Raw genomic sequence first — 14069 nt, 5'->3', positions numbered from 1 at the left:
CATGAAAAAGGAAAGGAGGAATGAAATAGATGAGTCAATTTAAAAGGGATCAAGTTCAAGATATGTACTATCTGTCACCGATGCAAGAAGGAATGCTGTTTCATACCCTCCATCATCAAGAAAAAGGCTTTTATGTAGAACAAATGGATATGAACGTAAAGGGGACACTTCGGTCTGATCTGCTTGAGAAAAGCATGAATATCATCGTGGAACGGTACGATATTTTTCGTACCGTGTTCCTCCACGAAAAAGTGAAGCGTCCTGTCCAAGTTGTATTAAAGAATCGACCTTTCCAGCTTGATATTGTGGACATACAGGATCTTTCTGAAAGTGAACAGCTTGAACGTATCGATCGTTTTAAACAAAAGGATCAGCTAAGAGGATTTGATCTCTCGAAGGATCTGCTCATGCGGGCCTCTGTTTTTCAAACGGGTCCTTCAAGCTATCGCTGGATATGGAGCTATCACCATATCCTTCTAGATGGCTGGTGTTTTGGTCTAGTTGTACAGGAATTGTTTGCGATTTATCATGCACTTTTGCATGACATCCCTTACAGGCTGGAGCCAGTCAAGCCATATAAAGAATATATTCAATGGCTGGAAAAACAAGATAAACAAGCCTCACTTGAATATTGGACGCAATCTTTGGCTGGCTTTGAGGGGCAATCGACTTTTAAAGAACAGCGAAAGCAAACAAATGAGCATGAATTAGGCGAAATCGAATGGGCCATGAGTAAAGAAGAAACAGCTGCTTTATCAGAGTTAGCCTTGCAGCAGAATGCCACGTTAAGCAGTGCGCTTCAATCGGTTTGGTCTATCTTACTCAGCAGGTATCAGCGCTCAAACGATGTGTTGTTTGGAACGGTTGTGTCAGGACGTCCGGCAGATTTGGCTGGTGTGGATCGGATGGTGGGATTGTTCATCAATGTCATTCCAAGACGAATTCAGCTGACAGACCAAATGACGTTCCGTTCTCTATTATCAGAGACGCAGCAGCAGTCTTTAGCGGCTGAACCGCACCAATATATCCCGATTTATGATATTCAGGCTAAAGCAGGTCAGCAGCAGCTCATTGATCATATTGTGGTGTTTGAGAATGTCCCTGCTGCAAAGAAAGACGAGCAGGAGTCACTGCTTGGCTTTACAGTAGAAGACATGAATGTCTATGAAAAATCGAACTATGATCTCAATTTACTTGCGTCACCTGGGGAACGATTGCAGCTGAAGCTGGCCTTTAATCAGCGTGCATTTGATCCTGCATTTGTCCATAAATTAAAGGATCAGCTGACCCTTTTGATCAAAGGGACCATCAAACATCCAGATCAGTCAGTTCATACACTGACACTTGTGACTAAGCAGGAAAAGCAGCGAATGTTAGAGGAATGGAATGCACCTGAGCTGGAGCATGATCAGCTTTATTTGACAAAGTGGTTTGAACATAATGTCCGAAAACAGCCGAATGCAGTGGCATTATCAGCAGGTGATCACACGATGACATATGCGGAGCTGAACGAACAAGCCAATCGACTGGCAAGGCATTTGCAAAAAAATGGGGTCAATCATCAAACGGTGACCGCCATTTTAGCAGAGCGGACACCTGAACTCATTGTCAGCTTACTCGCTGTCTTAAAAGCAGGTGCCACCTATGTGTCGATTGATCCAGATTATCCAGAAAGCCGTATCCAATATATGCTGAAAGACAGCGGAGCGACGCATCTTCTGACTCATTCATCCTTTATCAGTCAGACGAGGTCACTCGCATTTGATGGCACGTATCTTTTTGCAGATGACCAAGAAATTTTACTGATGAGCTCAGAGAATCTGCCACTTGAAGCTGGTTTAGATGATACGGCATACATCATGTATACATCAGGAACAACCGGACAGCCAAAAGGCATCATGACGACCCATTCCAATATTGCCCGGGTGGTCAAAAATACGAATTACTTAACTATTTTAGAAACAGATACATTGCTGTCGTTATCAAATAGTGTATTTGATGGCTTTACATTTGATGTATATGGTGCGCTTTTAAACGGAGCAAAGCTTGTCCTGCCGCAAAAAGAAACCATTTTAGATATGGGGAAGCTCACTGAGCTGATAAAAGGAGAGCATATTTCTGTCATGTTTGTTCCAACCGCTTTATTCCATCTTCTCGTTGATGAAGGAACAGACTGGATGCGCGGTGTGCGTAAGGTGCTGTTTGGGGGAGAGAGGGCATCGGTTCAGCATGTGAGAAAAGCCTTTGATGTGATGGGAAAAGGCAGATTGTTGAATGTATACGGCCCGACCGAATCAACGGTTTTTGCCACGTATTATCCGATAGATGAAGCGATCCCGTTAGAGTCACATTCTATTCCAATTGGGAAGCCGCTCAACCAGACGGGCGCTTATATATTGAGTGAGCACAGGCAGCTTCAGCCGATTGGAATGGTTGGAGAGCTTTGTCTGAGCGGCAAAGGACTGGCAAAAGGATATTTGAATCGTCCTGATCTGACAAAACAAGTGTTTATTCCTCATCCTTTCGCTTCGGGTGAGCGTCTGTATCGCACAGGGGATTTAGCTTACTTTCGAGAAGACGGTCTGATTGAGTATGCAGGCAGAGTTGATGATCAGGTAAAAATTCGAGGACACCGAATTGAACTGACAGAAATTGAAGCCAACCTACTCATGCACCCAGGTGTAAAACAAGCTGTACTCCTAGCGGATCATGATGAAACCAATCATACAAGGCTGCTTGCCTACATCACGTGTGATGATGCATGGAAAGGCAAACTCGATGACATCAAATCAAGGCTGAAAGAGCGTCTTCCAGCTTATATGCTGCCTCATGAGCTGATTGAACTGGAGAACCTCCCACTTACGCCAAACGGGAAGGTTGATAAACGCCAGCTACCAAAACCAGAGGCGCCGCAAGGAAACCGCCGTGTGAAACTGCCCGCAAATGAAGTGGAACAAAAGCTGTTGGTGATGTGGCGGGAAGTACTTGAACGAGAAGATATTAGCACAGATGACCATTTCTTTGAGCTTGGTGGACATTCTTTAAAAGCGATGTCTCTTTTGTCCAAAGTATCAAAAGAGTTTGAGGTTCAGGTGCCGATCCATTTGTTGTTTGAGACCCCGACGATTGAAGCGCTTAGTCATTATATTCAGCATCAGGACGGGGAAACCGCTGGCTATCTTGTATTCAATGAATCTCAAACATCAACAGTCTTTGCTCTTCCGCCGTTACCAGGCTACGGCTTTATCTATCAGGAAGCAGCAAAAACGCTTGATGATGTCCGGTTGATCGCCTTTGATTTTATTGAAACGAATAACCGAATGGCGCAGTACGTTCAGCATATTCAGCACCTTCAGCCAAAAGGGCCGCTGACGTTGATGGGGTACTCAGGCGGATGTTACCTCGCCTTTGAGCTTGTTCAAGCGCTTGAACAAGGAGGACGGACAGTCGAGAAGGTCATCATGATCGATTCCTATAAGAAAATTGGAGAAAGTGATTTAGAAGGGCGATCCATTGATGATGATATTGAAGCGATTGTTCATCAAACGAAACAAAGCGAACTTGCTCAAGGGGAGATCGTTCAAGAAGCGCTTGCCCAAAAGACGCGCGCCTACTATGAAACGTTTGTTAAGGGGGTGAATCAAGGCAAAATACAGGCAGATATTACGTTCATCCAATCTGAAGAACAAATAGCGATCCCGGACTGGATGGAAGAGTGGACACAGGCAACGGCCGGATCTTTTACCCAATACCAAGGCTATGGCCGGCATGCTGATATGTTCAAACATAAAGAATGTGCAGCTCAAAATGCAAAGCTGATCAAACATATTGTCAATCAAACAAATAGAGAACGAGTCTTGTAAACTTTAGATTAGGCAGGATGCAGCCTTGCAGTCCTGCCTAACAAAAAAGGAAAGGAACTCATATGAAACCATCAACCATTAACCAAACGAGTAGACATGAATCAATGGATGCGATTTTACAAGATGTAAAGACAACCATTTTACAAACCAACGAAATCGAACGCTTCGCTGTTTTTTCACGTGAAAAAACCATTCGACCGCGGCCGTATCACCTCTCTCATTTATTTCTCGATAAGCACATTGAGCAGGAGGCCGCAGCGGAAGCGATACAGACGCAAACGGCTGTACCTGCTTTGGCCGACATGCCGCCCGCTCTTTCCTATGGAGGGGATCTCGACGTCACACAAGGCGCACAGACCTTACAGGAAGTCTTAACAGAGGCTGCAAAAACGACAAATGGGCTTACGTATATCGTGAATAGCAAGAACGAACTCACACAATCTTATGCGCAGTTACAAGGAGACGCCGAGAGGGTTCTGACTGGTTTAAGGGCACTGGGGCTTAAGGCAGGCGATCCTGTTTTCTTTCAATTCTCATCGAATCATGCCATGGTCACTGCCTTTTGGGCATGTGTATTAGGCGGATTTGTTCCAACGCTTGTGTCAGCTGCCCCAACCTATCGGGAGATGAATGCTGCAGTGAAGAAGCTTCATCATGCTTGGAAGCTGCTCGAGCATCCGCTCATCCTAACAGATGACTCACTGATCGAGGAGGTGCAAGGGTTAGCCTTACTGTGGCATACAGACCAATTACGTGTCGCAGCAGTTGAGCCGATGTTGACATTAGAAAGAGATACAGCCGCTCACCCTGCCGCGCCGGATGATTCCGTCTTCTTTATCTTAACGTCTGGAAGTACAGGGATGCCAAAGTGTGTAGAGCATTCCCATAGAAGTGTGCTGGCGAACGTCAAAGGAACAGTGGTAGCGAATCAATTTACACAAGAGGATGTCTCGTTAGACTGGATGCCTTTAGATCATATTGGTGGCATCGTGATGTTCCACCTTGTCAATGTGTACACAGGCTGCGAGCAGATTCGGGCAAGAACAGATGACTTTATCGCTCAGCCGCTGCGGTGGCTTGACTGGATGGACCGCTACCGTGCAACGAAGACGTGGGCACCTAACTTTGCATTTGCGATGATCAACGATTATGAGAAAGAGATTTCATCAGGGTCTTGGGATCTGTCGGCGATGGCCTGCATGATCAATGGGGCAGAGGCGGTCGTTCCAAAAACCATCCACCGATTTCTAAACTTGCTTGCTCCGCACGGCTTAAAGGGAGATGTGATTAGACCGGCTTTCGGCATGTCTGAAATCTCATCAGCGGTTGTGTTTTCCTTTGCGATTGAGCGTGGAGATGAAAACAGCGGGGTTCTGACCTTTGAGGAAACGTCGCTGACAGAGCAGCTAAGACCAGCAGAAGCACGTGAGACAGGAACCGTCAGCTTTACAGAGCTGGGCAAACCGATTCCAGGTATCACGATACGCATCGTCAATCATCAGCATGAGCTTCTTCCAGAAGATCATATTGGCCGTGTGCAAATAAAAGGCCCAACCACCATGAAGGGCTATTACCGGAATGACGAAGCGAATCAAGAAGTATTTCAAGTGGATGGCTGGTTTCACACGGGTGATTTAGGTTTCCTGCACGAAGGAAGGCTGACACTAACCGGTAGAGAAAAAGACATGATTATCATCAACGGGAAAAACTATCACAACTATGAAATTGAAGCCATAGCAGAGGAAGTACCGGGAGTAGAAACGAGCTTTGTGGCTGCTTGTTCCGTCCGAATGGAGGCTTCTGCATCCGATGAACTGATTCTCTTTTTTACACCGAAGCTGTATGAGCCGACTTATATTATGAGGGCAAGTCAGCACATTAAATCCCATATTGCAACAAAAATGGGCTTGTCTGCATCTCGCATCATTCCTGTCCAGAAGCATGCATTTCCCAAAACAAGCTCTGGAAAAATAGAAAGGGCACAGCTCAAGACAAGATGGCAAGAAGGCGAATTTGATGAAATGATCATGGAAATGGACATGAGACTTGAAAATGAACATACCTTGCCTGATTGGAGTTATCAAAAGAAGTGGATACCTGCTCCACTTGATGCAGCTGACAAGCAGATCATAGGGGACGTTGTGATCTTTGCAGATCCATTAGGACTGGCAGATCAATTGAAATCTTTTGCAAACAGTGAACAAACATACATTACGGTTGAACCGGGTCAAGCGTTCAAACAACTCACACACACTCACTTCATCATCCACCCGAATCGGCCGTCTGACTACGAACAACTCTTTGAGACGCTCCGTTCGTATGGCGTTTCGGTGAAACACATCATTCACCTTTGGAACTATACAAACCAAGAAGACAAGCTTTATGTGGCCAAGGCGAAACAAGCGCAGAAAACGGGCAGCATGAGTGCATTATTTTTAACAAAAGCCATTTCCGTCTATGAGGAGCAGGTGGCCATCACTTTTGTCTCAGCCCATGCGATGAATGTGCCGGAGGATCATATCCACGATGTAGAAAAAGCAACGACAGCCGGACTGATGACAGCAGTTCAGCATGAATGGCCGTTTATCAAGGTGCAATGTCTTGATTTTTCTCTAGCAGAATCGGTATCTAGTCATTCTCATGCAATGGCGATTATGGCAGAACTCACACATGACCAAGACCGTCATGTCGCTGCTTATCGTCACGGTGTTCGTTATATTCCCTTTTTAGCACCTCTTCATTTGGAAAAGGAACAGAAAAGGAAAGAGCCGCCATTTGAATCATCTGGGCTTTATGTCATAACAGGCGGGCTAGGCGGAATTGGACGTTTAGTCAGTGAACACCTACTGACATCTTATCAAGCACATCTCGTGTTGCTTGGAAGGAAAGAGAGAGAGGCACTTTCTAGTGACCAGCAAGAGACATTGTCTTTGCTAGAGAAGCAGGCAAAAGTGCATGGCGGCAAGGTTCTATATGAGAAAGCAGATATCACGGCTGAAAAAGAGGTGGAAGCGATCATCTCTAGACATGAGGTCGCTGGAAATCAAAGGCTGGATGGCATCATTCATTTCGCAGGTATCATTCAAGAAGAACTACTTGCTGATATGACATCTGTGTCTCTGAATGACATGTACGAAGCGAAGGTATATGGAACAATTGCGCTTCATGAAGCTGCCTCCAAACGCAGGAATGTTTTATTTCTTTCCAGCTCGTCAGCCCGAACGCTAAAGGGCGGTATGACTGTCGGCGCCTATTGCGCTGCCAATGAGTTCGTGGAACAATTTGCTCATTATCAGAAGCTGACATCTACAGTGAAGCCATATTGCTTTAGTTTCAGCATGTGGGACGAGATTGGCATGAGTGAAGGCTCCATGATAAAAGGCATTTTAAAAGAAAGAGGTTATCTTCCAATTTCAAAGCATGCAGGCTTCCAAACGATGCTCGCATGTCTGATGACAGATGCTCCGCTCATTTATGCGGGATTGGATCGATCGAAGAAAGAGATTCACGAGATGATCCATGGGGATGCGGAGATGCAAACAGAGCAGACCTTTTACGTCTTTTTCAAAACTGATCAAACAAAGGCGGTGGAAGAGCGGCTTTATCAATCGATTCATACATGTTTACAGTCCCGTCTATCTGGTGAATATGCCGTACATTTGTTTCCTGAGGAATATTGGAAAGAAACAGAAGATGGATCGCCAGACGAGGCATATTTTCATGAATTAATAGAGGAAAGCGGAATGGATGCAGACAACAGAGCACCTCACACAGAAACGGAGAAACTGCTCGCACACATTTGGTCAGAGCTGCTCGGTGTCTCAGATGTCAACTGCGGCGATCATTTCTTTTTACTAGGAGGTCATTCGCTGAAGGCGACGCAAATGCTGTCTGCGGTTAGGCAAAAAACAGGGTTTGACGTGCCGCTTGCTGTGTTGTTTGAACATACGAGACTCGGAGAATTAGCAGATTGGATCGATTCAAATGCCAAAGCAGATGAAGTGATTCCGATGAGAAAAATGGAGAAGGGTCAGGAAATTCCGATGTCTTATGCCCAGCAAAGACAGTGGTTCCTCTATCAATTAGAGCCGGATCTGCCATTTTACAATAATACGATTTCGTTTCGGATGAATGGGCCTTTAGATATCAAGGTGCTTCAGGAAAGTCTGCATCATATGGTGGAAAGGCATGAATCGCTCAGAACGTCCTTTACGATGAGCGGGGATGAACCGGTACAGGTCATTCATGAACAGATGGCCCTGCCAGAGCTTGAGGTGATGGACCTTTCAGGCATAGCGTCACAGGAAGAGAAAGAACAAAAAGCGACTGAATGGGCGAAAGAAGAGGCATCCACACCTTTTCAATTAGAACACGAAGCGCTCTTTCGAGTGAAGCTGATTCGACTTTCATCCGCAGAGCATATCTTGCTTATGTCCATTCACCACATCGTGTCAGATGGCTGGTCGATTGGCATTGTTGCAAGAGAATTATCTGAGTGGTATACAGCGGCGATCGAAGGGCGGGAGCCTCACTTGCCGGCACTGCCTATTCAATATGCGGATTACGCACTGTGGCAGAAGGAGTATTTGACAGGAGAGCCATTGCATAAGCAGCTTGCCTATTGGAAGGAGCAATTTGCGGCACCTGTTGAAGATTTGGTATTGCCGTATGATCATCCGCGGCCGGCCGTTCAATCCTACAAAGGGAAGACGAAAACATATCAGCTGTCGAAGTCGCTGTCTAAAAAGATTGAGGCGCTATCCAAGAAAACAGACAGCACACTGTATATGACCTTGCTCTCGGCTTTCTCTACGCTTTTACATCGATTGTCTTCACAGGATGAGTTTGTCATTGGCTCGGTCATTGCTGGGAGAAATCGAACGGAAATGGAGCATTTAATCGGATTTTTCGTGAATACATTGGCGCTTCGGATCGACCATAGCGGGAATCCAGCCTTTACGGAATTATTAGAGCGAGTGAAGGAGACAACTGTCGGTGCTTATGCACATCAGGATGTGCCGTTTGAGATGGTGGTCGATGAATTGAATATTGTGCGTGATGCCAGTAAGCAGCCGCTGTTTCAGGTCATGTTTGTTCTGCAAAACTTACCGCTGGAAGCATCTCCAATGGGGGAGGCGACGTCGGTTTTAGCCATTGAAGATAATGATACAGCGAAATTTGATCTCTCCCTGTTTGTGTTTGAAGGAGCTGAAGGCCTTCAGTTAAAACTGGAGTATCATGCGGATTTATTTTCTGATGACACGATGGAGCGATTCCTCGCATACTACGAGCACCTGCTTGAAAGCATTTGTGAAAATCCAGTGCAGCCGATCAGACAAGTGAATTTCCTGCCAGAGAAAGAAAAGCATCAATTGCTCTATGAATGGAGCGGAAAGACTGATCAACCAAAAGGTCCGCTGCTTATGACAGAACGATTTGAAGCGCAAGTGAAAAAGACACCTCATGCAGTGGCGCTCGAGTTCCAGGGAGATGAGTGGACGTACCAAGAGTTACATGAGAAAGTCGATCGTCTAGCAGCCTATTTGCAGCAACGAGGCGTGACGCCGCATGAACCAGTTGGACTGCTCATCGACAGATCGCCTGAAATGATTCTTGGGGTGCTGGCCATTGTGAAAGCAGGCGGGGCTTATGTGCCAATTGATCCTGAATATCCAGATGCCCGCATTGACTATATGCTGAGAGATACAGGGATTCAGCTTTTACTGACAAAAAATGAATGGCTGAAAAAAGTATCCATCCATCAAACGGAACTTATTTGTCTTGATCAAGGGTATGAAGAATTTTTACCAGAAGCAGAGGTCATGCCCGCTGCACTAAGACCTGATGGACTTGCTTATATCAATTACACATCGGGGTCAACTGGACAGCCAAAAGGAGTACTGATCCCGCATCAAGCGGTCGTCCGGCTTGTGTGTGAAACAGACTATGTCACCCTTAATGAACAAACGCGCATTTTACAAATCGCCAGCTTCTCTTTTGATGCTTTTACGTATGAAATATGGGGTGCCCTTTTAAACGGGGGAAGGCTCATACTGACGGATCGAAATACCATTTTATCAATGGATACATTAGCGGAAGCACTAAAAACTTATCAGATTACAACAGGGTTCCTGACTGTGCCGCTGTTCAACCGTTTAACAGAAGAACATCCAGAAGCTTTATCTGGACTTCATGCATTATTGGTCGGCGGAGATGCCTTATCAGCCGCTCATATCCGAAAAGCACTACCGTATTTGCCTGAAGGGCTTTTAAATGGTTATGGACCAACAGAGAATACAACATTCTCCTGTGTGCATCACATTCGGGCACTGGAAGAAGATCAGGCGACGGTCCCGATTGGACAGCCTATTGCTTATTCACAAGCTTATGTATTAGATGACCAAATGCAGCCAGTTCCGCAAGGCGTCATCGGCGAAATTTATGTTGGCGGCACAGGGCTAGCACTTGGTTACCTTGGAGATGAAGAAAAAACAGCATCATCATTTATCCCGCATCCTTTCCAAGAAGGAGCGTGTTTATATAAAACAGGCGATATGGGCCGTTGGCTGTCAAATGGCATCATTGACTGTCTTGGAAGAATCGATCATCAAGTGAAAATTCGTGGACACCGCGTGGAATGTGGAGAAATTGAAGCCGCTATGCTGACATTTGATGACATCAAAGAATGTGCCGTTATCCCGCATCAGCACGAGAGTGGTCATAAGCGATTGATCGGTTATTTTGTCCAAAAAGGCGGCATGACCACGCAAGACATTCGCCAAAACTTAAAAGACATTCTGCCAGATTATATGGTGCCAAGCCTATTAATAGAGCTGGATGAATTACCGCTCACGCCAAATGGCAAGGTAGACCAAAAGCGTCTTCCGCCGCCAGAGTGGAGACAAGAAGAAGTAGAAACAGCCATTGACAAAGCAGCTACTGAGGAAGAACGTGTGTTAGAAAAAGTGTGGTCTCAGCTGCTAGGCGTTCCTTCTATTGGCGTCCATGATAACTACTTTGAGCTTGGCGGAGATTCCATTATTGTCATACAAATGGTGGCACGCTTAGCACAGGAAGGCTACGTCATCCAGCCGAGAGATGTATTTGAAAAACAGACCATCTCACAACTCGCACAAACGATGAGAAAGTCAGAGGTCTCTAAGGTCTATGATCAATCACCTGTGACAGGAGAGGTTCGTCTTCTCCCGATTCAATCTTGGTTCTTTGAGCAATCGATGACCAATCAAGATTATTGGAATCTATCGGCGCATATTGAAATGAAGCGATCTGTTCCACATGAACAGTTAACACAGGTTCTTTCAAAACTGGTCGATCATCACGATATGCTGAGAGCTATCTATACAAAAGAGGCAGATGGCACATGGATTCAAACCATTCGTGAGCCTGGTGTCACACCATGTGTCACATTCTTTGATGTGACGGATGTATCTCAGGAGGAAGCACGGGAACAAATCCGCTTGGAGACAAGTGCCTGTCAAGGAACATTGTCATTAGAGCGCGGAGAAGTGATCAAAGCCATTCTTTTTCATACAGGTGAAGACACGTCTGAGCTCTTTATTGCTGCACACCATCTCGTCATGGATGGCATATCATGGCGCATGATACAAGAAGATGTACTAAATGGATTGAAACAGCTTGCTACGGGGCAGGACATCATATTTGCGAAAAAAACCGCCTCCTATAAGCAGTGGGCAGATGCCTTATATGAATATGCACAAACAGATCAATTACAAGCGCAGGCCTCTTTTTGGCAAAAAATCAAGGATCAAGAGGAAGAAGGTTCTCCTTTCCAACTGCCTGCGCTTTCTAATATAGAAGAACATGCAGAGATCCTGTCGGTTCAGCTCACAAAGGAACAAACAGATATGTTACTTAGACAGGCCTCACAAGCATACCGAACAGAGATTAACGATTTACTGTTATCAGGACTCACGCAAGCCATTGGAAAGCCAATGCTCATCACGTTAGAAGGGCATGGACGCGAGGATTTATTTGAACAGATGGATTTGTCACGGACAGTCGGCTGGTTTACAAGCTCTTATCCTATTTTTATTCCTTTTATACAAACCGATGTTGCAAGACAAATCAAAGACGTCAAAGAAACCTTACGAGCTGTGCCGCAAAAGGGAATCGGCTATGGTTTGCTTCAATACATGACAGAATCTCGTTTACTCAAAACGGTAACGCCGCAGATGAGCTTTAATTACCTCGGTCAGTTAGATCAGGCAGATGGCGAAGCCAAGCTTTATATCGCAGACGAACGAAATGGACATGTTCACGATCCGAAAGCAGAAAGACAGCATTTGATCGATGTGTATGGATATGTGACAGATGGTCAGTTGCAGATGAACTTTATGATCAATCGTGAACTGCTGCAAGATCAAGAGGTGCGGTTGTTACCTGAACGTTTTAAAGAAAAAATGGAGATCATCTTGGCGCATTGTGTTGAAACGAGCGGCGGCTTTACACCATCTGATTTTCCAATGGTTCAGCTCACGCAAAAGCAAATAGATGAACTTCCAGACAATGTAGTCGATGTGTATCCGCTGTCTCCAATGCAGCAAGGAATGCTGTTTCATGCACTGCTAGATCAAGCCTCACAAGCTTATTTTGGTCAGGTGCATATGACGCTCCAAGGCTTAACAAACGGTGATGCCTATGAACAAGCTTGGAACCTTCTTGTAGAACGTCATTCGATTTTGAGAACAAAATTCGCTTGGGAAGGGCTGAAGGAGCCTGTTCAGTTCATTCAATCAGAAGGAAGCATCCACCTCACTCAGCACGATGTGCGCCACCTGAGTGATGCGGAGCAAGAAGAGACAATCCAACAATTTTTAGTATCTGATCGTTCAAAGGATTTCAATTTAGACCATATAGATGAACCGCTGATTCGGATTGCTTTATTCCGTTGTGATGAGGAAAGATGCACGTTTGTCTTTAGTTTTCATCACATTTTAATCGATGGCTGGAGTTTGTTCAGTTTTATTCAGGAATCCTTTGCGCTGTATCGCTCTCTTGTGGATGAACGAGAGATCAGTCTTTCTACAGTCCGTCCATATAAAGATTTTATCGAATGGCTGCAAAAGCAGGATCAAGAGAAGGCGCAAGAATTCTGGCAGCGTTATATGTCAGGCGTAGAGGAAGCGACACCGCTTCCAGGAGATGGCGAAGAACACGCTTCAGACCAAGAAGCAAGCATGGCGCAGTCCAGCGTCAAATTGACGCCAGAGATGCAGCAGAAGCTGGAGAAGATGACTGGCAAGCAGAAGGTCACGATGAGCACACTGATTCAATCAGCGTGGGGACTGCTCTTGCACCTTCATTCGGGCGCAGAGGATGTCATATTTGGGGTGACCGTATCTGGCCGGCCAGCCGACTTACCAGAAGTGGAAAGCATGACAGGGCTCTTTATTAACACATTGCCGCTTCGTCTACCGATCCATTCGGACTGGACGATTGCGCGATTGCTCGCCCATACACAGGAAACCGTTTTTCAGATGAGAGAATACGAGTATACCGTATTGCCAGATATTCAGCAGATGACGGAAATTCCAAATGGAGAGGCATTGTTTCACAGCATTGTCGTGTTTGAAAACTATCCGATTGAATCCATTGAGCCGTATGGCGTACGCATTTTAGACATCGCCAGTCATGAAGAAACAAATTATGACTTAACCCTTGTCGCAGTGCCGGGAGATACGCTGGAGCTTCGGATCACATACAACTTAAATCAATATACAGAAAAGCAAATACAAACGCTGATGCAGCAGCTGATTCACACACTTGAAGCCATGACAGAACAAGTGGATACGCCGCTATCTTCCTTCACACTTGTGACAAGTGAGGAAAAAGAGCAGATGATCAGTGATTGGGCGAAAAACGCACATGTCAGCGTGCTATACCCAGACCAAGAAGAAGTTTATGCAGGCGTACATGATCCTGCCTATGAAACGGAAATATATGTCCTGAATGAAGAACATCAGCTCATGCCGATTGGATTTCCTGGAGATATTTTTATCGGCGCCAAAGAGATCAAAGCACTTTTTGGAGAGCTAGCCGATTGGATGGAGGCGCATAAAATTCCGCATCCATTCAAACATCAAACAGGCGAATACCTTTATCCGACAGGGGATGTCGGCGTTTGGACGGAAGAAAGCAAGATTCAGATTTTGGATTGGATGTAGG

General features: G+C 45.5%; 2 protein-coding genes. Both read left to right on the top strand.

Annotated elements, in window-relative coordinates; genetic code table 11:
- Positions 1-29 precede the first annotated feature (29 nt).
- On the top strand, positions 30-3863 hold the full coding sequence (locus tag MHI20_RS18280; protein ID WP_340940389.1) for a non-ribosomal peptide synthetase: 3834 nt from the start codon (positions 30-32) through the stop codon (positions 3861-3863).
- Between the two features lie 62 nt (positions 3864-3925).
- A complete protein-coding gene (locus MHI20_RS18275) occupies positions 3926-14068 on the top strand; it encodes a non-ribosomal peptide synthetase (RefSeq protein ID WP_340940387.1) in 10143 nt (3380 codons plus the stop codon).
- Position 14069 lies beyond the last annotated feature (1 nt).

The organism is Bacillus sp. FSL K6-1106, assembly GCF_038005245.1.
Lineage (GTDB): Bacteria > Bacillota > Bacilli > Bacillales > Bacillaceae > Bacillus > Bacillus altitudinis.
The sequence above is the reverse complement of the archived record's forward strand: the minus strand, read 5'-3'. Positions and strand labels throughout refer to the sequence as shown.

Coding starts and splice junctions, on each gene's coding strand:
- MHI20_RS18280 (WP_340940389.1), top strand. CDS start 30: ATGAGTCAATTTAAAAGGGATCAAGTTCAAGATATGTACTATCTGTCA.
- MHI20_RS18275 (WP_340940387.1), top strand. CDS start 3,926: ATGAAACCATCAACCATTAACCAAACGAGTAGACATGAATCAATGGAT.